This is a genomic window from Natrononativus amylolyticus, from assembly GCF_024362525.1.
GTDB classification, from domain to species: domain Archaea; phylum Halobacteriota; class Halobacteria; order Halobacteriales; family Natrialbaceae; genus Natrononativus; species Natrononativus amylolyticus.
On record NZ_CP101458.1, the window covers coordinates 631,969 to 654,744 of the forward strand.

The 22,776-nt window shown below is 68.1% G+C and carries 22 protein-coding genes and 1 tRNA gene; 19 read left to right on the forward strand and 4 right to left on the reverse strand.

Annotated elements, in window-relative coordinates; all coding sequences use genetic code 11:
- Window positions 1–267: 267 nt before the first annotated feature.
- The 11 genes from NMQ11_RS03200 (at window position 268) to asd (ending at window position 10,878) form a co-directional block, all read left to right on the forward strand.
- Entirely contained in the window at window positions 268–1,818 is a 1,551-nt protein-coding gene (locus NMQ11_RS03200) for a glutamate-cysteine ligase family protein (protein WP_255169951.1), read from the forward strand.
- 66 nt (window positions 1,819–1,884) lie between these two features.
- The gene (cofD, locus tag NMQ11_RS03205; RefSeq protein ID WP_255169952.1) at window positions 1,885–2,874 is read left to right on the forward strand and encodes a 2-phospho-L-lactate transferase; all 990 of its coding nucleotides are present in this window, start codon (window positions 1,885–1,887) and stop codon (window positions 2,872–2,874) included.
- A 2-nt stretch (window positions 2,875–2,876) separates the two neighbouring features.
- Window positions 2,877–3,629: a tRNA-dihydrouridine synthase gene (locus NMQ11_RS03210; protein WP_255169953.1), complete on the forward strand. Its 753-nt coding sequence runs from the start codon at window positions 2,877–2,879 to the stop codon at window positions 3,627–3,629.
- A gap of 112 nt (window positions 3,630–3,741) precedes the next feature.
- Window positions 3,742–4,251, forward strand: coding sequence for a serine O-acetyltransferase (cysE, locus tag NMQ11_RS03215; RefSeq protein WP_255169954.1), 510 nt, complete (start codon window positions 3,742–3,744; stop codon window positions 4,249–4,251).
- Window positions 4,252–4,539: 288 nt separating this feature from the next.
- Window positions 4,540–5,415 carry a DMT family transporter gene (locus NMQ11_RS03220; RefSeq protein ID WP_255169955.1) on the forward strand — a complete coding sequence of 292 codons (876 nt, stop codon included), beginning with the start codon at window positions 4,540–4,542 and terminating at the stop codon, window positions 5,413–5,415.
- 58 nt (window positions 5,416–5,473) lie between these two features.
- On the forward strand, window positions 5,474–6,250 hold the full coding sequence (locus tag NMQ11_RS03225) for an HFX_2341 family transcriptional regulator domain-containing protein (protein ID WP_255169956.1): 777 nt from the start codon (window positions 5,474–5,476) through the stop codon (window positions 6,248–6,250).
- A gap of 228 nt (window positions 6,251–6,478) precedes the next feature.
- Entirely contained in the window at window positions 6,479–7,330 is an 852-nt protein-coding gene (locus NMQ11_RS03230) for a triphosphoribosyl-dephospho-CoA synthase (RefSeq protein ID WP_255169957.1), read from the forward strand.
- On the forward strand, window positions 7,327–7,992 hold the full coding sequence (locus tag NMQ11_RS03235; protein WP_255169958.1) for a DUF447 domain-containing protein: 666 nt from the start codon (window positions 7,327–7,329) through the stop codon (window positions 7,990–7,992). Before NMQ11_RS03230 ends, NMQ11_RS03235 begins: the two co-directional genes overlap by 4 nt.
- A gap of 122 nt (window positions 7,993–8,114) precedes the next feature.
- Window positions 8,115–9,374, forward strand: coding sequence for a cation:proton antiporter (locus NMQ11_RS03240; RefSeq protein WP_345781464.1), 1,260 nt, complete (start codon window positions 8,115–8,117; stop codon window positions 9,372–9,374).
- 125 nt (window positions 9,375–9,499) lie between these two features.
- Window positions 9,500–9,691 carry a 30S ribosomal protein S17e gene (locus NMQ11_RS03245; protein ID WP_255169959.1) on the forward strand — a complete coding sequence of 64 codons (192 nt, stop codon included), beginning with the start codon at window positions 9,500–9,502 and terminating at the stop codon, window positions 9,689–9,691.
- A gap of 146 nt (window positions 9,692–9,837) precedes the next feature.
- On the forward strand, window positions 9,838–10,878 hold the full coding sequence (gene asd / locus NMQ11_RS03250; RefSeq protein ID WP_255169960.1) for an aspartate-semialdehyde dehydrogenase: 1,041 nt from the start codon (window positions 9,838–9,840) through the stop codon (window positions 10,876–10,878).
- Here the strand turns inward: asd and NMQ11_RS03255 are convergent.
- The gene (locus tag NMQ11_RS03255; RefSeq protein ID WP_255169961.1) at window positions 10,875–12,458 is read right to left on the reverse strand and encodes a N,N-dimethylformamidase beta subunit family domain-containing protein; all 1,584 of its coding nucleotides are present in this window, start codon (window positions 12,456–12,458) and stop codon (window positions 10,875–10,877) included. The genes asd and NMQ11_RS03255 overlap by 4 nt on opposite strands.
- 256 nt (window positions 12,459–12,714) lie before the next feature.
- Window positions 12,715–12,786 (reverse strand) — tRNA-Ala (locus NMQ11_RS03260).
- Window positions 12,787–13,033: 247 nt separating this feature from the next.
- On the opposite strand from NMQ11_RS03260, the gene NMQ11_RS03265 reads away from it, so the two are divergent.
- The 4 genes from NMQ11_RS03265 to NMQ11_RS03280 are packed head-to-tail and all read left to right on the forward strand — an operon-like array spanning window position 13,034 to window position 15,665.
- The gene (locus NMQ11_RS03265) at window positions 13,034–13,501 is read left to right on the forward strand and encodes a 30S ribosomal protein S15 (RefSeq protein ID WP_255169962.1); all 468 of its coding nucleotides are present in this window, start codon (window positions 13,034–13,036) and stop codon (window positions 13,499–13,501) included.
- Window positions 13,502–13,523: 22 nt separating this feature from the next.
- Entirely contained in the window at window positions 13,524–14,699 is a 1,176-nt protein-coding gene (locus NMQ11_RS03270; RefSeq protein WP_255169963.1) for an exonuclease, read from the forward strand.
- On the forward strand, window positions 14,696–15,031 hold the full coding sequence (locus tag NMQ11_RS03275) for a KEOPS complex subunit Pcc1 (RefSeq protein WP_255169964.1): 336 nt from the start codon (window positions 14,696–14,698) through the stop codon (window positions 15,029–15,031). The genes NMQ11_RS03270 and NMQ11_RS03275 overlap by 4 nt, the downstream gene beginning before the upstream one ends.
- Window positions 15,024–15,665 (forward strand): 30S ribosomal protein S3ae, encoded by a 642-nt coding sequence (locus NMQ11_RS03280; protein WP_255169965.1) that lies wholly within the window; start codon window positions 15,024–15,026, stop codon window positions 15,663–15,665. The genes NMQ11_RS03275 and NMQ11_RS03280 overlap by 8 nt, the downstream gene beginning before the upstream one ends.
- Before the next feature lie 80 nt (window positions 15,666–15,745).
- On the opposite strand, the gene NMQ11_RS03285 is transcribed toward NMQ11_RS03280, so the two are convergent.
- Complete coding sequence (locus NMQ11_RS03285) at window positions 15,746–16,180, reverse strand: cupredoxin domain-containing protein (protein ID WP_255169966.1); 435 nt, start codon at window positions 16,178–16,180, stop codon at window positions 15,746–15,748.
- Between the two features lie 176 nt (window positions 16,181–16,356).
- Here NMQ11_RS03285 and NMQ11_RS03290 point away from each other — a divergent pair, with 176 nt between their 5' ends.
- The 3 genes from NMQ11_RS03290 (at window position 16,357) to NMQ11_RS03300 (ending at window position 20,305) form a co-directional block, all read left to right on the forward strand.
- Window positions 16,357–17,088 carry a protein sorting system archaetidylserine synthase gene (locus NMQ11_RS03290; RefSeq protein ID WP_255169967.1) on the forward strand — a complete coding sequence of 244 codons (732 nt, stop codon included), beginning with the start codon at window positions 16,357–16,359 and terminating at the stop codon, window positions 17,086–17,088.
- A gap of 102 nt (window positions 17,089–17,190) precedes the next feature.
- Window positions 17,191–18,471 (forward strand): HEAT repeat domain-containing protein, encoded by a 1,281-nt coding sequence (locus NMQ11_RS03295; RefSeq protein WP_255169968.1) that lies wholly within the window; start codon window positions 17,191–17,193, stop codon window positions 18,469–18,471.
- Window positions 18,472–18,547: 76 nt separating this feature from the next.
- Entirely contained in the window at window positions 18,548–20,305 is a 1,758-nt protein-coding gene (locus NMQ11_RS03300; RefSeq protein ID WP_255169969.1) for a phospholipase D-like domain-containing protein, read from the forward strand.
- On the opposite strand, the gene han is transcribed toward NMQ11_RS03300, so the two are convergent.
- Window positions 20,226–22,130 (reverse strand): Hef-associated nuclease, encoded by a 1,905-nt coding sequence (gene han, locus NMQ11_RS03305; protein ID WP_255169970.1) that lies wholly within the window; start codon window positions 22,128–22,130, stop codon window positions 20,226–20,228. The genes NMQ11_RS03300 and han overlap by 80 nt on opposite strands.
- A gap of 100 nt (window positions 22,131–22,230) precedes the next feature.
- Between han and NMQ11_RS03310 the strand changes: the two genes are divergently transcribed.
- A complete protein-coding gene (locus NMQ11_RS03310; protein ID WP_255169971.1) occupies window positions 22,231–22,737 on the forward strand; it encodes a Mov34/MPN/PAD-1 family protein in 507 nt (168 codons plus the stop codon).
- Window positions 22,738–22,776 lie beyond the last annotated feature (39 nt).

Here is a 22,776-nt window from a genome sequence, read left to right on the forward strand (position 1 = left end):
CCCGATCGGCCTGATCGCGGGCGTTCCCGGCAACCGGTGGGTTCGAGACGGGGGCGAGAAAACGCTGATTTCTGCTTACAATTACCATCGCCGTATCTGTAAACGTCTCTGCTGTACAGGAACTTATACTTTCGCAACATTTGATGGATCGAAACGAATTCGAGAACGAAGGACGGCGGACGGACAGACCGTCGCACTCGCCGACGGCCGGACGTCGTTGGGGTGGGCAAACAGACCATTCAAGGCGTTCCGTGTGCCACTGTCGCCATGGCAGACGAACGACTCGCGGCGCGAATCGAGGAGGCGCTGTCGGTCGACGCCGGGGAGTTTCGCGAGCGAGCGGAAGCCGACGCCGAGGTGATCGTCGACGCGATCGAGGAGGGCGCGTTCGACAACCCGCAAGCGATCGTCGGCTTCGAGTACGAGTTTTACGCGGTCGACGAGGACAGCGGCGCTCTGATGCGGGTTCCTCGGAGGCTGCTCGAGTTGATCGGCTTCGAGAAGGAACTCGGCCTCCACAACGCCGAGATGACCACGAGCCCGCAGCCGCTCTCGGCCTACGGGCTGCAGGCACAGGAGTCCGAAGTGAAAGCCCGGCTCCAGACCGCCCTGAACGTGACGAAGACGGAGGGGATGCGCCTCGTCAGCGACGGGCTCTGGACGATTCCGCCGGACGGCGAGCGCGCCCGAGACTACCTCACCGACAGCATCGAACAGCGCGTTCCGGGCGCCGACGACGGGCGCTCCGTCCGCATCGCCACGAACATGAGCGACTCCGCGCGCTATCACGCGATGGCGAACGCCGATCGCTCCCGCGCCGCCGGGATGCGGATCGACGCCCCGAACGTCTCCCTCGAAGCCGACACGGTGCTGCCCGAGAGCCTCATCACCTCGATTCAACCCCACTACCAGGTGCCACACGCCGCTGACCTCCCGACGTACTTCAACTACGCGCTGCGGGTCGCCGGCCCCCTGCTCGCCCTCGGCGTCAACTCGCCTTTTTTCCCGCCGGATCTGTACGACGAGGACGCGACCGCCGAGGACGTCCTGCGCGAGGCGTGGATGGAACACCGAATCAGCGTCTTCGAGACGGTGCTGAACGCCCCCGCGACCGGCGCCGGAAAGGTTCGATTTCCGCGCGACCTCGAGTCCGTCGCCGAGGCCGTCAGGCGGATCGCCGACGACGACACGCTCGTCCCGATGCCGGTCGCCGGCAGCGACCGTTTCGACGATCAGTTCAGACACTTCCGTCGCAAACACGGCACGTACTGGCGCTGGGTCAGGCCGGTGTTCGACGGCTCGACCCGCTCGGCCGCGAACGCCCGCATCGAGTTCCGCCCCATCGCCGCCCAGCCCACCGTCCGGGACTCGATCGCCTTCCAGGCCGCCTTCGCCGGCCTCCTCGAGAGCCTCGTCAGGCTCGAGCACCCGGTCGTCGAACTCGATTGGGAGATCGCCCGGGAGAACTTCTACGCGGCCATGCGCGAGGGGTTGACGGCGAACCTGGCCTGGATCACGAACGACGGCCAGGAGACGACCGACCGCGAGCGCCTCTTCGAGGACCTGCTCGCACACGCCGAAGACGGCCTCACGAACCGCGGGCTCACCGAGGAGGAGGCGGCCAGATACCTCTACCCCCTCCGCAGGCGGGTCCGCCAGCGCGTGACGCCCGCCCGCTGGAAGTACCGGGAGGTCTCGAGTCGCGTCGAGGCCGGTTCGAGCCTCGAGGACGCGATCTCGGCGATGCAGCGGCGCTACGTCGACCGCCAGCGCGAGACGCTGCTCGAGGGGAGTTTCGCCGACTGGATCGGCGAGTAACGGACTCGAGAGAGTCGATCGGGACAGGTCACAACTGATTAAGTGCCCCCGCGCCGACTGGGGGACATGGTTACGTTTCTCTCGGGGGGGACCGGCACGCCGAAGCTGCTAGACGGGGTGGAGGTCGCGTTTTCGCCGGCGGAGACGACGGTCGTCGCGAACACCGGCGACGACCTCGAACTCGGCGGGTTGTTCGTCTCGCCCGACGTCGACACGCTGCTGTTCCAGGGCGGCGAGGTTCTCGACCGCGAGCGGTGGTGGGGGATCGAGGAGGATACCCATCGGACGAACGCGGCACTGATGGAGATCGCCGAGCGGGCCGGCCTTCCCGGGGGTCCGCAGTACCTCCCCGACGACCGACAGACCGCTGGCCGCGAACTCTCGCGCTGGCGGCGGTTCTCGGGGATCGCGGAGTTCATGACGATCGGCGACCGGGACCGGGCGGTCCACATCACGCGAACGAGCCTGCTCGACGCGGGTCACAGCCTCTCGGAGGCGACCCGCCGACTCGCCGACGGCTTCGGGCTGTCGGTCGACCTCCTGCCGATGAGCGACGATCCCGTCGCCAGCCTCGTCCACACGCCCGAGGGGATGATGCACTTCCAGGAGTACTGGGTCGGCCACCGCGGCGAGCCCACCGTCGAGAGCGTCGAGTTCCGCGGGTCGTCGGACGCTGAGCCCGCTCCGGGCGTGCTCGAGGCGCTGTCGGACACCGTCGTTATCGGCCCCTCGAACCCCGTCACGAGCATCGGCCCGATGCTGTCGATGCCCGCGTTCGAAGACGCGCTCGAGGAAACGACGGTCGTCGCCGTCTCGCCGTTCGTCGGGGCGGACCCGTTCTCCGGTCCGGTCGCCGCCCTCATGGCTGCCGTCGGCGCCGAGCCGAGCACGGCGGGACTCGCGGACGCCTACCCGTTCGCCGACGCGTTCGTGATCGACGAGCGCGACGACACCGAGTTCGACCGCCCGACGGTACGAACGGATATCAGGATCGACGGCAGCGAAGACGCCGCTCGAGTCGTCCGCGCCGTCACCGACGCCCTCGACCTCGTCTGATCATGTTCGAGCCACCACTGCTCCTCGCGAGCCTCAGCGGCCAGTCGGACGCCGAGTGGGCGCTCGCGGGGAGCGAGCACGCCGGCGGCGCGATCCTCGGCGGGATCGCCCTCGACGCGGCCGCCCGCGACGCGGCCCGAAAACTCGTGGCTCGCGGACGCGACGAGTTCCTCCCCGGCGATCCGCTCGCGTTCGTGGATCGGGAGCTCGCCGCGCTCGAGGACGCCCCGCTCCGCGCGGGGTTCAACGTCCGCAGCGCGACCCTCGAGCCGATCCCCGAGGCGGCGCGGATCTGTCGCGACCGGGGCGCCCTCCTCGAGATCAACGCCCACTGCCGCCAGGACGAACTCCGTGCGGTCGGCTGCGGCGAGACCCTGCTCCGGGATACGGAACGGCTCTGTCGGTACGTCGGGGCCGCCGCCGAAACGGGCGCGACCGTCGGCGCGAAGGTCCGCACGGAGGTTCCGGGGGTCGACCTCCCCTCGCTGTGTGTGGCGCTCGAGGCCGCCGGGGCGTCCTACGTCCACGTCGACGCGATGGATTCAGAGGCGGTCGTCGCCGACGTCGTCGAGGCGACCGACCTGTTCGTGATCGCCAACAACGGCGTCCGCGACGAGGCGACGGTCCGAGAGTACCTCGCGTACGGCGCCGACGCGGTCAGCGTCGGCCGACCGAGCGACGATCCGGTCGCCCTCGAGCGGGTGCGGCGAGCGATCGATCGGCTAGCCGAACGGCCGAGCGCGGCAGAACCGTAACGCCGCTTTTTGTCCCGGCGGCGCGTTATCCCCGTATGGCGACTCGTAGCAAGCGCTGCCGGTCTGATAGCGACACCCCAGCGGCGGAACGCACCGCTCGAGGCGACGGCCGATGATCCGGCGCGTTCGCGAGGACGTTCGGGCGATGCGCGAGCGCGATCCGGCGGCGAGAGGGGTGCTCGAGGTCCTGCTGTGTTATCCGGGTCTGCACGCCGTGTGGGCACACCGGCTGATCCACCGCCTCTGGACCCGCGGCCACCGACTTGCCGCGCGATTCCTGGCTCACTTCGTTCGCGGAGCTACGGGCGTCGAGATCCATCCGGCCGCCTCGATCGGGCGACGGGTGACGATCGATCACGGAATGGGCGTCGTCATCGGCGAGACGGCGGTCGTCGGCGACGACGTCCACATGTACCACGGGGTGACCCTCGGCGGAATGAGCGAGCGCCCCGTCAAGCGCCATCCCACGGTCGAGGACGGCGTCCGCATCGGCGCGAACGCGACGCTGCTCGGCGACGTTACGGTCGGCGAAGGTGCGACCGTCGGCGCGGGCGCAGTAGTGCGATCCTCAGTCGATCCGGGAACCACGGTCGTCGGCGTTCCGGCGCGGCCGCTCGAGTAACTCCTCGCCCGTCGTAGGTGTAACGCTCCGTCTCGAGTGCGTTCGGACACAGGGATGATAATTTGTGAGTTCTGGCTGCCGAGCGATCGCTAACGGTACTCTCAGCAGAAAGTCGTATCTGCGGTTACATAGAAGATCTCGAGAACGCACTTCGGGGCCGATTAGAGTCGATCTCGAGCGATAGTTACGATAGTAACGGTCGAATCGTTACTTTTGTCGTCCCGCAAACGCTCCACGATGATCGAGTGGTTACGAGTAGTGGGGCGGTCTCCAGGTGAATCAGGCGTTGTGTCCGAGTATACGTGGGCAGTCACACAGGCGGTGGTTGTCGCGCTGCTCTGGTCGTCGTCGTACGTCCTGATCACGATCGGGCTCGACGAGATTCCTGCGCTAACGTTCGCAGGCCTGCGCTACACCTTCGCAGCCGCTGTGTTACTCCCGCTCTTCCTGCACCGCGGTCACCATCGGACGGTTCGAACCCTTGGCTGGCGCGACCTCGGATCACTCCTACTCCTCGGCCTCCTCCTCTATGCCGTCACGCAGGGCGCACAGTTTGCTGCTCTCCAGTACCTCCGTGCCGCCACGGTCAGCCTCGTTCTGAGCTTTACGCCCGCTGTCGTCGCATTCCTTGCGGCTCCGATGCTCGACGAGCCACCATCGGTTCGACAGTGGCTATGGATCGGGGTGCTACTCCTCGGCGCCAGCGTCTACTTTTATCCGTTCGATCTTCGAACCGCCGCCCTCCTCGGGCTTGCCGTTATGATCGTCGGCCTCCTTGCGAACTCGCTCTCGTCCGTTCTGGGACGACGATTCAACCGCGACGAAACGCTTTCTCCACTCGCAATTACGACCGTCAGTATGGGCTTCGGTTCGGGGGTACTACTCACGAGCGGCGTCGCGCTCCAGGGTCTGCCACCACTCTCTCCGCAGAGTTGGGCGATCATCGTCTGGCTAGCGGTGGTGAACACGGCGTTTGCGTTCACTCTCTGGAACCGAACGCTCCAGACGCTGTCCGCTACCGAGTCGAGCGTCATCAACAACACGATGCTGGTACAAGTGGCGGTACTCGGCTGGTTGTTTCTCGGGGAAACGCTGGACGGGCTCGGTTTCGTCGGACTGGCACTGGTCGCTGTCGGTGCGGTAGGCTTCCAGATCTTCGATTGAACCCGATAGCGACGACAGTAACGGATATTTCTTACTGTGTGTGGCCGAACAGACCACTATGACAGGCGACGTTCCCGTTCGAAACCGAGTACAGATCGTTCCGCTCGGCTTCGAATACGCCCGATTGAGGGAACCGATCTTATACTGGAAGGCGGACGTGGTCGTTGCCATCGAATACGCGGAGAGTGAGCAGGAGATTCCCTTTCTCTCGGCGCTGTTGGACGAACTCGAGCAGAACGAACGGATCGAACTCGAGCGGCGCGAATGCGATCTGTTCGAACTGTACGACGCGCTCGGCACGATCACCAAAGCGATCACCGACTACGAAACGGACGATGTCTATGTGAACCTCTCGGCCGGCAGCAAGATCACCGCGATCGCTGGAATGATCGCCTGCATGGCCTCCGGGGCGTCGCCGATCTACGCGCGGCCAGACTACGGGCCCGATGGCGAGCAGATTCCGGACGAGCCGCTGCACGACGGGGTCGCGGAGGTGTTCGCACTCCCGACGTATCCGATCGATCGTCCCTCGAACACGCACGTCGCGTTTTTGGCCCGCATCGAAGCGGGAACGACTCCCGAGACACACGGCCGGTATCACGGGGTCCCAAAAAAGGAGTTGATCGAGTTCGCTCTCGAGGAGGAGTTCGACTTCGTTGTCCGGTCAGAGACAACGTCGCAGAAGGGATACTACAGGCTATTGGATCGGCACGTCATCGAACCGCTCGTCGAACGTGGGTACGTCGAGATTGAACAGGTGGGCCGACGAAAATTCGTCTCACTGACGCCGGACGGGGAAAACGTACTCCGCGCATTTCGTCATTTCATCGAGTAGTAGAGCAGCAAGCGGAGTCTCGCCGAACACGCGATCCCGAACGACAGACCGAAGGGAGCGACCAACAAAGGCAGCACACAGCTTGACTCGTCGCGGTAGATCGTTCACCCGTACTGAACCCGCTTTTCACAGGTCCCTCTGAAAACCCGCACTACTCGCAACAGACACCTCGCCGAACCGGCCGCGGTGACTACTGCTAAGTTCGTCCGGCACGCACGAGCCGACAGCATGCGAACGCCCGACCAGAACGCGGAACTCGCGCTCCTGCTCGAGGTCGCCGGCACCCCGAAGCCGGGGAACGTCGACCGCCACCGCGACCTGCCGGATCTCCGATTCGAGCACTTCCTCGCGGGCGCGGTGGGCGCGCGACCGGGTCTCCAGTCGGCCGCCAGCGGCGCCGCCGTCGGTCCCGCCTTCGAGCGGGCCGTCGCGGGGATGGCCGACCAGGGCGGCGGCAACACCCAGTTCGGCGCGCTCCTGTTGCTCGTCCCGCTCGTCCGCGCGGCGAGCGAGGACCTCGCCCAGCCGATCCTCGAGTCGGTGCTCGAGGGGACGACCGTCGCCGACGCAGCGGCCTTCTACCGCGCGTTCGAGCACGTCGACGTCTTCGTGAGCGAACCGCCCGAGGACCTCGAGGCGCTCGACGTTCATCGGGGGAGCGAGGCGGTTCCGACCCTCGAGGAGCGCGGCCTCACCTTGCTCGACGTGATGGATCGATCGGTCCCGGGGGACGACGTGGCCCGCGAGTGGGTCACCGGCTTCGAGCGGTCGTTCACGGCGGCCGAGCGACTCGCCGCCGGGGAGGGGCCGCTGACGGCTCGCGCCGCCGCAACCTTCCTCTCGTTGCTCGCAGAGCGTCCGGACACGCTGGTCGTCAAGCGCCACGGCGAGGCGGTCGCCCGCGAGGTGACCGACCGCGCCGCGGAACTCCACGAGGAGGGAGCGCTGACCGCCGACAGCGATCGGGTCGAATCGTTCGCCGACGAACTCGTCGACCGCGGCGTCAACCCCGGAACGACGGCCGATCTCGTCGCAGCCGGACTGTTCGTCGCCCTCGAGCGCGAGGCGGTCGAGCTATGACCGGCAGCGGCGATCCGACCGAAGGGGACGCTGACGGTGGCGGGTCAATCGAAGCGGCCGACGAAGCCGCGGACTGGCCGGTCGCAGTGGACAGAGTCACCGAATCGATCGTCACCACGCTCGGTCCGAACGGGCTGTGGAACGCCGCCGCACTCGGACTGTTCCCCGGCGAGCCGGTCACTGCCCGAACCTGGGGGAACACCCGAACCCGCCGGAACTTCCGCCGGCGAGGCGAGGGGTACGTCCAGTTCTCGAGCGACCCCGTCGATTTCGTCGACGCCGCCCTCTCGGTTACCGAGTTCGAGGAGCCCGTACTCGACTCCGCGGACGGGTGGGCCCGCGTCCGCGCGACGCGGATCGATTCCGGAACCGATGGCGGAACGCGATGGGAAGCCTGGACGGTCGAGCCGCTCGAGGCGAGCGTCGAGCGGGAGACGGTGCCGACGATCAACCGTGGCTTCGGCGCCGTAATCGAGGCGACCGTCGCGGCCTCGCGCCTCGGCGTGACGGGCTACGACCGGGACGTTCTCCGCGGGCGCCTCGGTCACTGCGCCTCGGTCGTCGATCGAACGGGGGGGCCGCGCGAGCGGGAGGCGCTCTCGCGGGTGCGTCGGTACTCGGAGTGGGAGCCGGACGCCGTGGGCGAGTACGAGTGGCTGTAGCTCCCGGCGGCCGTCGGCGTGGGTAGAGGATTTTACCGCTGGAAGTGGTAGTACGCGTTTCATGTCGGCTGTGATACCCCAGAAGCGAGGCGGCGCGCGGCGGTCGGGAGGTCGGTGAAACGGTGTCGATTCACGTCGAACTCGACCTCATCGCGCTGGTCGCGGCCGTCGTCGGTCTGGGCGTCACGGCCCAGTTCCTCGCCGCGAAGTACCGCGTCCCGAGCGTGCTGTTTCTCATCGTCGCGGGCATCGCCGTCGGCCCCGAGGGCATCGGTCTCATCACGCCTGACACTTACGGGGACGCCCTCTCGACCATCGTCGGCGTCAGCGTCGCGATCATCGTCTTCGAGGGCGCGTTCCGCCTCGAGTACGACGCCGTTCGCGGTGCCACGAAGGCGGTCGGTCGACTGGTCACGGTCGGCGCGGCGATGGCGTTCGTCGGGACCGCGGTGACGGTCCGACTCCTCCTGGGGGCGGACTGGGAGATCGCGCTCCTCGTCGGCGCGCTGCTGGTCGCGACCGGGCCGACGGTGGTCACGCCGATCCTCTCGGTGGTCTCCGTCCGCGAGGAGGTCGCGACGACCCTCGAGACCGAGGGGATCGTCAACGACGTCACCGCCGCGATCCTCGCGATCGTCCTCTTCAAGGGGATGACGGCCCGCGAGCTGTCGCCCGAGGGGTACCTCCTCCTGTTCGGCGAACGCCTCGGAACGGGGATCCTCGTGGGCCTGGTGATCGCGGGCGCCGTCTGGCTCCTCCTCACGCGGGTCGGCCTCTCCGCGGACGCGGCACCGCAGGTGGCCCGGTTGCTCGTCCTGGCCGGCGCGGTCGTCGCGTTCGCGACGGCCGACTCGGTGTTCTCGGAGGCCGGTATCGCCGCCGCGGCGACCGCGGGGTTCGTCCTGGGGAACCTCGAGTTGCCCCACCAGGAGAGCATCGGGCAGTTCAAACGGGACGTGACGGTGCTCGTCCTCTCGTTCGTCTTCATCACGCTCGCGGCGCTGCTCGAGTTCGCCGAACTCGCGGCCCTCGGGGTGGCCGGACTCGCCGTGGTCGCCGTCTTGATGCTCGCGCTCCGTCCGCTGCTCGTCTTCGTCTCGACGGTCGGCTGCGGATTCACGACCCGCGAGCGCCTGTTCGTCAGCGCGATCGGTCCGCGGGGGATCATCCCCGCCTCGGTGGCGACCCTGTTCGCGATTCGGCTGCGGACGGACGCGCCCCCCTCGGACCCCGCGGGTGCGGACGTCCTGCTCGGGACGGTGTTCCTCGCCATCCTCGTGACGGTCGTCCTCGAGGCGGGGTTCGCGAGGCAGATCGCGTCCGCGCTCGGGGTGTCGGAGTCGGACCGCGTCACCGAGACGGACCCGACCCACGACGCGTAACCGATAGACGCCGCCCCCGGTGGGCGGGTTTCGACCGGTGGGCCGCCGCGAGCGTCGCCTCGCCGGCGGGGCGGCTCTCGAGGGAAATGGTGTCTATTAAGGCCCTCTGGAAGATAGCTCCCCCCATGGCAATCAAACCGGCCTACGTCAAAAAGACCGGGAACCTCCTCCTGGAGCGGTACCCGGACGCGTTCACGACCGACTTCGAACAGAACAAAGACAGCGTCGCGAAGCTCACCAACATCGAATCGAAGGGCGTGCGCAACCGCGTCGCGGGGTACGTCACCCGCAAGAAGGGCGCGCAGGTCCCCGCCTGAACGGACGAGTTCTCCGGCCTCGACCCCCCGCCGCGAGCGGCGGGGCTGTCCACTCGTAACGTCGTGGGCCGACGCGAGATCCCCGATCCCGCGCAAACCGTGACGTCACCCAAACCGTTTTGCTCGCCCGGTTCCGAGGGCCGCCAATGGCAGTACGAGTTGGCGTTCTCGGCGCGACCGGCGCCGTCGGACAGCGACTGATCGAACTCCTCGACCCCCACCCCGACTTCGAGATCGCGGCCCTGACCGCGAGCGAGGACAGCGCGGGCGAACCGTACCGCACCGCGGCGAAGTGGCGCCTGAACACCCCGATCCCGGACGACGTGGCGACGATGACCGTCGGCGCCACCGAACCGGGGTCGATCCCCGATGACGTGGACCTGCTGTTCTCCTCGCTCCCCTCGAGCGTCGGCGCGCGGGTCGAACCGGACTTCTGCGAAGCGGGCTACGTCGTCTCCTCGAACTCCTCGAACGCGCGGATGGCCGCCGACGTCCCGCTCGTGATCCCCGAGGTCAACGCCGACCACCTCGACCTCCTCGAGGTCCAGCGCGACGAGCGCGGGTGGGACGGCGCCCTCGTGAAGAATCCGAACTGCTCGACGATCACGTTCGTTCCCACGCTCGCCGCCCTCGCCGAGGCCGGATACCGGCTCGAGCGGGTCCACGTCGCCACCCTGCAGGCGGTGTCGGGAGCGGGCTACGACGGCGTCAGTTCGATGGAGATCATCGACAACGCCATCCCCCACATTGGCAGCGAGGAGGAGAAACTCGAGACCGAATCTCGACGGCTCCTCGGCGAGTTCGACGGCGCCGAGATCCGCGAGAACGAGGTCGAGGTGGCGGCCTCCTGTAACCGGATCCCGACGATCGACGGCCACCTCGAGAACGTCTGGGTCGAAGCCGCAGACGACCTCTCGCCCGAAGACGCCGCCGCCGCGATGCGGGAGTACCCCTCCCTGGACCTTCGCTCGTCGCCCGACCCCTTGATTCGCGTCTTCGACGACCCCGACCGCCCGCAGCCGCGGCTGGACCGCACGCTGGGCGACGGGATGGCGATCTCCGCCGGCGGCCTCCGGGAGTCGACGTTCGGCCTCCAGTACAACTGTCTCGCCCACAACACGGTTCGGGGAGCCGCCGGGGCGAGCGTCCTGAACGGGGAGCTGTTGCTCGAGAACGGCTACCTCTAGTCGTCGACGAGCGACGCCTCGCTGTCGAGGAGTCCCTCGAGTGCGTTCGCTTGGAACGCTTGGAGCCGCGGGTCGGGCTCGAGTAGCGCCGAACCCGGCTCCCCGCGCCCCATCGGCCGTCGCGGGTTCTGGGGGTCCCAGCTCGAGTCGGGATCCAGCCGCCAGGTCCAGGCGAGGGTTCCGCAGTGAAACGCCGTCGCCACGGACTCGGCCTCGAAGGCGATCACGTCGCAGGGCTGGATACCGCCCAGTTCCGGCTCTCTCCCCTCCTCGCCCTCGAAGTAGAAGAACCGGACGTAGTCGTCGGGCTCCTCGTCGGCCTGGACCCACGACCACTCGTGGCCGACGACGCCCTCGACCGGCGTCGTATCCTCCCTGAAGCCGGTGTCGTCGAACCAGGGGTGCTCGAGGCCGTCCCGGTCGACGCGCAGGTCGGGGAACTCCCCCTCGGCGTAGCCGAAACTCGCCATCCCCTTCAACGCGGCTTCGGGTCGTCCGACGTTCCGGAACAGGTCCTCGTCTTCGTCCTTCTCGCAGACGAAGTAGCGCCCGTCGTCCTCGTATCCGATGCGCCAGAACGCGATGTTAGCGCCCAGAAAGGCGAGATCGACGCCAGCCTCGCGGGCGTCCATGAACGCGTCGTACTGGGGGACGGACCAGTACTCGTCGTGGCCCGCGCTGATCGCGAGGGCGTACTCGCGGAGCCGTTCGGGCTCGCGGTGGACGTCCAGATCGCAGCAGTACTCGACGTCGTAGCCCTCGCGCTCGAGCCACCTGAGGAGGTGCGTCGCGTAGTTCAGGTGGCGGGAGAACGGAATCCGATACGGGCGGTCGTGGGAGACGGCGGTCCCGATGTTGCCGCGGGGGCGGGTGACGTGGCCGTACAGCGACCAGTCCCCCCAGCCGTTGTACGCCTGCTGGGTCGCAACGGGAAGCTGTACCGCGATCTCGGCTGCGGGAGCCGGATTTCGAACCACGAACGGGTGGGCGTAGGCGCCCGCATCGCTCTCGACCCGGGCGTAGTAGAGTCCGGTCACCCAGTCGTCGGTCGCCGAGATTTCGTCCGTCACCGTCCAGTCACACCGCACCATTCGGTACTCCTCGTCGACGTCGAACGCCGGCTGTCGCCGTTCGTCGCTCGAGTTCGCCGCCACCAGCCGACCGCCCTCCCCGCCGTACCAGCCCAGCCGGTACACCTCGAGGTCGTACGGCTCCTCGGCGTGGACGCAGACCTCGAGGGGCTCTCCGGGTTCGATGGAGACCGCCGTCGTGTACGCCAGCACCGGGTGGTCGTTCGGGACGTCGATATCGTCTCCCAGCCGCCGCGGCTCCCACCCTCGATTCCCGGATCGGCGGTTCTCCTCGACGATCGCGTTCTCGCCGTCGTCGCGGTCTGCGGTCGCGTTCGGCGCCCCGGAGGTGACGCGGTCGATACCGACTCTCCCCTCGAGGTGTCGCCACACGCCACCGAACGCGGGCAGTGAGCCGACGAACCCGGCGAAGCGTCGCCGGTGGACGCCGTCGCGCTGGTCCGCCGGTCGTTCCGACGCCTCGTCGTCTCGAGAGGGATCATCGCTCATCGTCAACCGCGAGGGTCCGGACGGCAAAAAGCGACCGTGCGACTCCGTCTGAACGTCCCCCGTGCCGGAGTTTCTACTCCCGGTGACGTTCACTGTGCCGCGTCCGGTCTCGAGGACGGGACTCGAGGACGAGTCACGCGGGTCGTCCGTTCTCGGGCCGTTCGAGAGCCGTGGACTCGCCGGGACTGAGCAAACCGAGGGTTTGCGAGGTACGGCGAGGACACTGACTGAAGCGAGTGAAACGAGCGAAAGGAAGTGGACTCGCCGGGATTTGAACCCGGGGCCTCTCCCATGCCAAGGGAGTGATCTACCACTGATCTACGAGCCCGCACTGCAGTCAGGAGTTTCCGTCGGGAATAGATAAACCCCTCGAATTACGCGAGTCCACGCTATCGCGCCACACGCCCTCGAGTCGAGGTAGAAACCCTTTAGTCGCGAAGCGAACAAGACCGCGTGGGAAGCGCACGGCCGCAAATCTGACATCGCCGTCCGGTTGGACGGCTCGGGATTGCGGAAGTGCAACCCGGCGAGAGCCGGATTTACACGTCGCGGTCAGTGCGATTCCTATCCTCACAATGGCACGAATGCACACCCGCCGCCGCGGAACGTCCGGTTCGGACAGACCGGCGGCAGACGAACCACCGGAGTGGAGCGACGTCGACCCCGAGAAGGTAGAAGAACGGGTCGTCGAACTGGCAGAGCAGGGCTACGACCCGAGTCAGATCGGGATCAAACTGCGCGACGAGGGCGTGACGGGAACGCCCGTTCCCGACGTCTCTCTGGCGACCGGGAAGAAGGTCACCCAGATTCTCGAGGAGAACGACGCCAAGCCGGAGCTCCCAGAGGACCTCTGGAACCTGATGGAGCGCGCGGTCCGCCTTCGCGAGCACGTCCAGGAGAACGGCCAGGACTACCAGAACAAGCGCGCCTTACAGAACACCGAGTCGAAGGTGCGCCGCCTGGTGAACTACTACCGCGGCAACGAACTCGACCCCGAGTTCACCTACTCCTACGACGTCGCAAAGCAGCTGCTCGAGGAGTAATCACACCGCCGTCGACCACCCCATGCCCGCACCGACCCACGCTGCCGACGACCTCGCCGCGACCCTCGAGAGCGCCGGCTTCGTTCGGCTCGTGACGCGGGCGGACGCGGACGCGCTGGCGGCGGGCGGCATCCTCGCCGGCGCGCTCACTGAGCGTGAGACGCCGTTCCAGTTCAGCGTCGGCCGGACGGTCCGCGAACGGACCGCTCGCGTCGCCGACGGCGGCGCCGACGAGGTGACGCTCGCGATCGGTTCGACCGACGCCGACGTTCCGGAACTCGAGTCGGACGACCGCCCCGCCGCGCTCGCGGCGTGTGCGCTCGCGACCGAACTCGAGGTCGCGCCGGACCCGGTGCTCGCACTGGCCGGCGCGGTCGCCGCCGGCGTCGAACCCGGCGCGGGGGAGACCGAGTGGCTCCTCGAGCGCGCCCGCGAGACGGGTCGTCTCGAGCGACGCCCCGGCGTCGCCGTGCCGACGGCGGACCCGGTCGACGGCCTCGCACACTCGACGCGGTGTCGCGCGCCGTGGTCGGGCTCGCCGGAGGCGACCCGGGAGGCGCTCTCGACGGTGGCTCTCGACGACGAACTCGACGACGACGCACACCGCACCGTCGGCTCGCTCGTCGCCCTCGACGTCGTCGGGGCCGAGGACGCGACCGAACGGGCGGCGGTGTCGGTCGGTCGGTTCCTCCGGCCGTACGCGGCGCCGGAGAGCGCGTTCGAGACCGTCGGCGGCTACGCCGACGTTCTCGCCGCGACCGCACAACTCGATCCCGGAACCGGCGTCGCACTGGCGATGGGCCACGACGCCCGCGAGTCCGCGCTCGACGTCTGGCGAGCCCACGGCAGAGAGAGCCACGAGGCGCTGTCGACGGCGGCGACCCGCCGGTACGACGGCCTGTTCGTCGTCGACGTCGACGGAGGACCGGTCGAAACCGTGGCGCGACTCGCCGCGGCGTTCCGATCGCCCGAGCCGCTCGCACTCGCGGTCGGCGATGGCGAGGCGGCCGTCGCCTCGTCCGAGCCCCGGTCGCTCGCGACGCAGTTCGAGGCGATCGCTCGAGCGCTCGCCGACGCGCGAGCGGGCGACGGGGCGGCCGGCGTCGAGTACGACGCTGGCCGCCGGCGTGGCTACCTGCAATACGGGTCGGAAGTGGACGAAACGACGCTCGTCGACACCGTGAGGGAGCACCTATGATGCGGCGCGCGACGATCCGGACGACGCACGCCGATCCCGCGACGGTCGCGGCGGCGACCGAGCCGGACAACACCGACGAGATGACGACGGCGGTTGACGCCGACGAAGACGCGGTCGTGACGCGGATCGAACGCGAGACGACCGGCGGGCTCCACTCGACGGTCGACGACTACGTGGTGAACCTCGAGGTCGCAGCGGAAGTGGTACAGCAGACGACCAACACACCGGACGCAGACGCCCGCGACGGCGCGGACACGTGCGCGAGCACGAGTCAGGAACGCGAGAGCGCGGGTGTCGAGGCGTCCACGACAGATCAACCCAACAATGAGTGAACGATCAGTTTCACGTGCGAAACAGGAGAAGCGGTGGTACACCGTGCTCGCGCCGGAGCAGTTCGACCGGCAGGAGCTCGGCGAGACCCCCGCTGACGAACCGGAGAAAGTCTACGATCGGACGATCGAGACCACGCTCGGCGAACTCACGAACAACGCCAGCGAGAACAACACGAAGCTCACCTTCAAGGTGACCGACGTCGGCAGCGACGCCGCGTACACGGAGTTCACGGAACACTCCCTGACCCGTGACTACCTGCGCTCGCTCGTCCGCCGCGGCGCCTCGAAGATCGAGGCGTACGTCACCGTCCTCACGACGGACGACTACCGCGTCCAGATCCAGCCCGTCGCCTTCACCACGAAGAAGGCCGACGCGAGCCAGGAGAAGGCCATCCGCGAGACGATGGTCCGGATGATCGAGGAGGCCGCCGAGGACCGCACCTTCGAGGAGCTCATCGACGGCGTCGTCGAGGGACGACTCTCCTCGGCGATCTACGGCGAGGCCAAGACGATCTACCCGCTTCGCCGCGTCGAGATACAGAAGACGACCCTCGAGGCTCACCCCGACGAAGTCGCCGAAGAAGAGGCGACCTCCGTCGACGTCGACGAAGCCGACGTCGCGACCGACGACTGAGCCGGCGATCGATCCGATTTTTCCCGCGACAGTCACGGAGAGCAGCGGCGCTCGAGGGCTGGATACCAGAACGGCGGCGCTCACTCCGTGACGACGACCCGACCGACCATCCCGCCCCTGACGTGTGGCTCGCAGATGTAGTCGTAGCTTCCGGGAACCTCGAAGGTGTGTTCGTACGTCTCTCGCGTACCGAGGCGCCCGCCGCGGTGCTCGTACCAGGCGTCGATCGCCGTCTCCTCGTCCTCGAAGTCACCGGTCGCGAAGTAGTCGGCACCCTCCGGAAGCGATCGCTCGAGAGCGGTCACCGTGTGGTCGGCCTCGCTCGTGTTCTTCCAGACGACGGTCTCGCCGACCGACGCCTCGTACTCGTCGGGGAGGAACTCGTTGCGGCTCATCCCGATGTCGTACTCCGCACCGCCGAAGAGCTGGTCGGTGGCGTCGCCGACGACGAGACAGCCCGCGAGTCCCGTACAGACGGCGCTTCCGGCAGCCGCGAGGTAGACGCGCCGGTTCATACGCGGGCGTTAGGAGGGGCGAGATATAACGACCGCGGTTCCCTGGCCGGCACCCGGTTCGGCGCAACCGGCGCCGGTGGCCGGCCCCATCGAGAACGTCACCGGTGGAGCGGTCGAGTCTCGAATCGTCGTCGAAACGAAAACACGTAAGGTCGCCCCCCGTCGATTCGGCGAGTATGCTTCCCCGGTTCGTGGGGCGCCTCGGCGTCGCCGACGCGGTGACGATCGCCAACGCCGCCCTCGGGTTCGTCGCCGTCGTCGTCGCCTTCGTCGACATCGACATCGCGGCGCGGCTCATCCTGCTCGCGGCGGTCGCCGACGGGCTCGACGGGATCCTCGCCCGCCGGTACGGCGGCACCCCCGCCGGGCCGTACCTCGACTCGCTCGCCGACGTCGCCTCCTTCGCCATCGCGCCCGCGGTGCTCGCGTTCGTCGTCGTCTCCGAGGGGCTCGGGGTGAGCCTCGAGACGGTGACCCTCGAACTCGGGGTCGTGGTCGCGGTCTGTGCGCTGTTCGTCGCGATGGCGGTCGCTCGGCTCGGCATGTACACCGCCTACGACACGGCCGACGACTACACGGAGGGGATTCAGACGACGCTCGCGGCGACGATCATCGGCGCGACGATCCTCGCGGGCGACCCCGTCTCGAGCCCGTGGCTCGTCCTCGCCGTCACGGGCGCGTTCTGTTACCTGATGGTGTCGAGGATCCGATACCCCGACCTGCTCGCCCGCGACGCGCTCATCATGGGCGTCGTTCACGTTCTCGCGATACTCATCCCGTCATTCGCCGGGCGGACGTTCCCGTACGCGCTGTTGACCCTCGGAATCGCGTACATGACGCTGAGCCCCTGGTTCTACTGGCGAGAGCCCGCCGAGCCGGTCGAGGCCGACGTGTATGGAAACGCTTAGGAGCGTCCTGGCACGACGGGTTCGTATGAACACGGCTACGGCGACGGCCACGGCTCCGGTCGCGGCCGCGAGAACGACGGCGGCTCTCCGCCGGGTGACGCCATGAGTGACGAGGACGCCCCGGAAACTGCCGAGGCAGAGGAATCGGGAGCCGACGAGCCCGAGGAGATCACCGTCGACGGGCTGAACGAACGCCTCGAGGGCATCGGCACCAATCTCGAGGGAGCCGAGACGGAAGCCGACCTCGACGCCATCGAGGCCGAACTCGAGACCCTGCGAGCGGACTTCGAGGGGGCGGAGTTCCCCGAACCCGACGACGACGACGAGGACCCCGCCGGCGAGTTCGAGTCGGGACTCGAGGACCTCGAGACGACCCTCGAGGACTCGCGCGGCCCCTACGCCGCGGACGTCGTCGCGGAGATCGACGACGCGATCGAGGAGATCGCGGAGACGCGCTGGACCGAGCAGGGCGAAGCGGAGCTGCTCGAGACCGTCGAGACGTTCGTCGCGGACGTAAACGAGATCCTCGGGACCGGACTGTCGCTCTCCGTCGGCGAGGACGTCCCGACCCGCCTGACCGCGACCCTCGAGGACGTCGCCGCGGAGATCGAGGCCGTCGATCTGGACCCGGACGCGGACGCCGAGACGATCGCCGAACTGCTCGAGGCCGCCGACGCGCTCACTACGGGCGTCGAGGACGCCCAGACCTGGGACGACCTCTCCGTGCGCGAACAGCTTCGCGCACAGGGATACTACGACGTGCTGGAACACGTCAAGGACTACCCGCCGGAGTGGCACGCGCTCAAGGTCCACGAGAAACAGGGGAACGTCGAGATGGTGTTGCTCGCCCTCGAGACGTTCGACTCGGACTTCATGGAGGAACACGCCCTCGAGGCGCTCACCCGGATGGGGCCCGTCGAGGCCACCGAGGCGATGCTCGGGCGGGCGGGCAAGCGCGACAAGGACGCGATCGCGATCCTCGGCAAGATCGGCGAGCCCAACGAGGAGGCGATCGAGACGCTGCTCGACTACGTCGACGCCGACAAGGACCCGCTGCTCCAGCAGGCGACGTTCAAAGCCCTCGGCGAGATGGGCGCCACCGACGCCGTCCAGCCGATCGCCAACAAGCTGGTCGCGGAGAACGACGACGTTCGCAGCGCGGCCGCCGGCGCCCTCGGCCTGATCGGCGACACCCGCGCGATCGAGCCGCTCGCGGACGTCCTCGCCGACGACGAGGAAGACACCGTTCGGGCGAGTGCCGCCCGAGCGCTCAACCAGATCGGCACCGAACAGGCCCTCGAGGCCGTCGCGGAGTACGCCGACGACCGCGCGTATCTCGTCCAGGCGGAGGCGGAGAAGGCGGACCTCGAGCCCGCCACCTGAGCCGTCAGCCAGACACCGACTCACGGCCCCGTACCCCGTCCGTTCTTTAAGTACCATCGCGCCCCCAGGCCGGGCTATGCGCGTCGGACTCGGGACGATCGTTCTCCTCGCGGTGTGTGCGGTCGCGGTCTTCCCGCCCGCAGCGGCGCTCGCGGCCGACCAGCCGCCAGACGACCCCGAGTGTCCGACCCGCGCGGCCGACGGCCAGTCCGCGGACCCTGGCACGCAGCCCCGAATCGTCGAGCTGTATCCGAACCCGACGATTCCGGGTAACGACGGGGAGTACTTCGTCCTCGAGACGCCGCCGAACACGTCCGTCGACAACTGGACCGTGACGGACGGCCACACGACCGCTGCGCTTCCGAACGCGACGGTTTCCGGACGCACGGCCGTCAGCATGAGCCCGGAGCGAACGCGCGCGCTCACCGATGCGCCGGTGCTCGAACTCGAGGGTCACCTCCGACTCGCGGCCGACGGCGACCGAATCGAGGTCCGCGCCGACGGCGAACCGATCGACGCCGTCGCCTACGACAGGGCGCCGCTGGCCGAGCGCTGGTACCGGGCTGGCGGCGATTACCCGACGGGTGCGAGCGGCGACTGGTGGCCGAGAGACGCCACCTGCCTCCCGGTTTCGACCGGCGACGCGACGACCGCCGACGCGTTCGTCCAGCCCGACAGCCCCGAGGTGCCCGTCGAAACCCTCCGGGCAGCAGACGACCGCATCCTGCTGGCGGGGTACACGTTCACCTCAGAGGCGGTGGCCGAGGAACTCGTGGCGGCGACGGACCGCGGCGTCGAGGTCAGCGTTCTGCTCGAGGCCGGGCCGGTCGGTGGCACGCCCGACGCGACCGAAACCCGCCTCGACGACCTCGAACGGGCGGGCGTCGACGTTCGCGTCCTCGGGGGCGAGGGAGCGAGGTACCGCTATCACCACCCGAAGTACGCCGTCGCGGACGACACGCTGCTGGTGATGACCGAGAACTGGAGCCCGTCGGGCGTCGGCGGGGCCTCGAGCCGGGGTTGGGGGGTCCGCCTCGAGGACCCGGCGCTAGCAGCCGATCTCGCGGCGGTGTTCGAGGCGGATTTCGAGGGGTGGGACACCCGTTCGTGGTCCGCCCACCGAACGGAAGCGACGTTCGTCGAGGACGAGCCGTCGACGGGAGCGTTCCCCCGAGAGCACGGACCCGAATCCGTCTCCGTCGACGGCGTCGAACTGCTGCTCGCGCCGGACAACGCCGAGAGTCGACTCGGCGAACTCATCGAGGGGGCCGACGAGCGCGTCCTGATCAAACAGCCGCGGATCGGAGACGAGGTCTCGCTGCTCGAGGCCGCGGTCGACGCCGCCCACCGCGGGGTCGAGGTGCGGATCCTGCTGGACTCGACGTGGTACGTCGAGGACGACAACGAGGCGCTGGCCGACGACCTCGAGACCGCCGCCGCGAACGACGACCTGCCACTCGAGGTGGCCCTCGTCGACTCCGGAGACCGGTTCGAGAAAATCCACGCGAAAGGGCTCGTCGTCGACGGGGAGACCGCCGTCGTCGGCAGTGCGAACTGGAACAACAACTCCCTGCAGAACAACCGCGAGGTGCTCCTCGTACTCCACGGGGAGGAGGCCGCGGCGTACTACGCGGCGGTGTTCGAGGACGACTGGTCCGGCGAGACGTGGCTGGTGCCGGTCGAACTGCTCGGCATCGTCGCGGTCGCGTTACTCGGCGTGGGGTACGCCGGACGAAAGCGGATCCGCTTCGAACTCAGTTCTCGAGCGGGGTCGCACTCGAGAGCTCCTCGTCGAGATCGGCCGCCGCCATCTTCTCGACCAATGCGTCGATGACCTCCTCGCGCTTTCCCTTGACGAACTTGATCGAGCCGACGACGAGGTGGCCGCCGCCGGAGACGCCGCCGCCGGGGATCTCCTCCTCGAGTTCCGAAACCATCCGCGGGATGTCGAGTCGAACCCCGTCGCTCCGGAGTACGGCGAAGTCAGGGCCGTAGCCGACCGTGATAACCGGATCGCCGGTTTCCTGGATCTTGCGGTCGTGGATCTCGCCGGTGGTCTTCCCCGGCGCAGGGTAGGTAAAGCGGTGGGCGTGGTTTTCGACGTCGATTCGGTAGAGGTGGGCGTCGCTCTCGAGCACTTCGTGTTCGACGTGGGGCATCGCCGCTTCGAGCTGGTCGTCGACGTCGGCGCGGGCGCGGTCGGCGAAAAAGGAGACCAGTTCGCGGTGATGGGCCTCCTCGACCCCCCCGAGTTCCAGCAGGTCCTGAATCAGCTGGTCGCCGGAGTTGTAGCGCAGCCAGTGGGCGGCGTAGTCGAGCGCCTCGCTGACGTCCTGCAGGCGTTCCTCGTCGTAGGCCTCCTCGGCGGCGAGCTCGAGGTACTGGCTCATCGCGTCGGCTTTCGAGCGGTCGGCGAGCCCGGCGACGGCGGGGATGTGTCGAAGTTCCTCGCCGAGGTCGGGGTCGATCATCCGCGCGAGTTCGACACAGAGCATCCCCGTGGTGATCCGGTAGTCCTCGTCGTGGAGGTACGGGTTGACGTGGGCGTCGAGGAGGTGCTCGACGGCCTCGGGATCGGGATGGTGGTGGTCGACGGCGACGATCGGGATGTCGTAGTGGGCCAGCGTCTCGTAGGCAGGGACGTCCTCCGCAGTCGAGCCGTTGTCGAGCATGAGCAGGAGGGGGAGCTGCTGGCCGTGTTTCTCCCGGTCCTCGAGCGCGAAGTTGAGGTCTCGCGTGGCGTCTTCCATCTCGTAGAACGGCGCCTTCGCGGGCAGGCGCTTGATCAGGTGGCGGGGGGCGTCGTCGTCCTCGTGGACCTCGGCGATGAAGCGCTCGAGGGCCAACTGGACCGGCACCGCGGCGCACATCCCGTCACCGTCGGCGTGGTGGCGAACGCGGATCGGACGCCCCTCGAGCACGGTGCGTCGGAGCAGGGTGGCGACCTCCTCTAAGTTCGGGCGTAGCTTCTCGAAGGCGGGCCAGTCGATCAGCGGCTCGACGTCGTGGGGCTTGGCGCGCTCCTCGAGGGCGGCCTCGAGTCGGTCGCGGGCCTCGGCTTCCGTCTCGCCGTCGAGCGCCGAGAGGCCGTCGACTTCGATCTGGACGGTGCCCTCGCGGCGCTCGGGGGTGCCGGTGACGCGAACGATGTCGCCGACGTCGACGGCCGGGTAGGCGCGAACCCCTGCCTCCTCGAACGCGGCGCAGGGAACGACGCCGTCCTCGTCGGCGACGTGGAAGATCGTCGGCCCGCCGGTCTGTTTGACCTGGACGACCTCGCCCTCGAGGTGGATCTGTTCGCCGACGTTGGCATCGAGGCGGCCGGTGCCGGTCAGGGCGTACTCGTGGGTGACGTCCTCGAGTTCGTACTCCTCGACGTCGACGGGTTCGAACGCCAGATCGCCGTTGTCACGAACGGTCTCGAGTTCGACGACGAGTTCCTCGCCGACCCGGAAGGTGCCCTCGAGGACGGACTCGTGAACGAGTCCGGAGACGTCGTCGGAGAGGTCGACGAAGACGCCGTAGTCGACGATGCCGTTGATTTCGGCGAGATAGGGGCGCCCGGTTTCGAGATCGTCTGCCGTGCAGTCGGAAGCAAGATCGTAGACGACGGAATCCCCGTCGTCCGCGCCGGCGTCGCCGGCGGGCTCACGTGTCATCTTGGACCGTCCTTTGAGATGGGGGCGTATAACCCTTGCCAAGACGTGATCACCGCGGCCTTCCGGAACGTTTAGCAACGCCAAGCCCGCAGGGGAGGGTATGGGGTTGTTCGACTCGCTGTTTCGCTCGAGCGAGATCCTCGGCATCGCCGGGGACACCCTCGAGTTCGCCCTCGAGTCCTCGGAGGCCAGCCACCCCAACGAGTACATGGGCTTTCTCCGCGGCACGGAGGCCCACGAGCTGGGTCTCGAGCGCGACGGACTCGTCATCACCGACGTGCTCGTCGTTCCGGGAACCGAGGCGAACAGCGTGAGCGCGACGGTCCGGACGAGCCAGATTCCCAACGACGTACGGGCGCTGGGCAGCGTCCACTCTCACCCGAACGGCGTGATCAGCCCGAGCGCCGCCGATCTGAGCACGTTCGGCCGCGGCAGCGTTCACATCATCATCGGCGCGCCCTACGGCTGGAACGACTGGAAGGCGTTCGACTCCGAGGGCCACCTGACCGGCCTCGACGTCCTCGACGTCGACTTACCCGACTCCGAGGAGTTCTTCGACTTCACCCAGGCGGACATCGACGACGACCTGCGACGGGGGCGGCGATGAGCCGTCGGCGGGAGACGACGGCAGCGCCGAGGCGCTCGA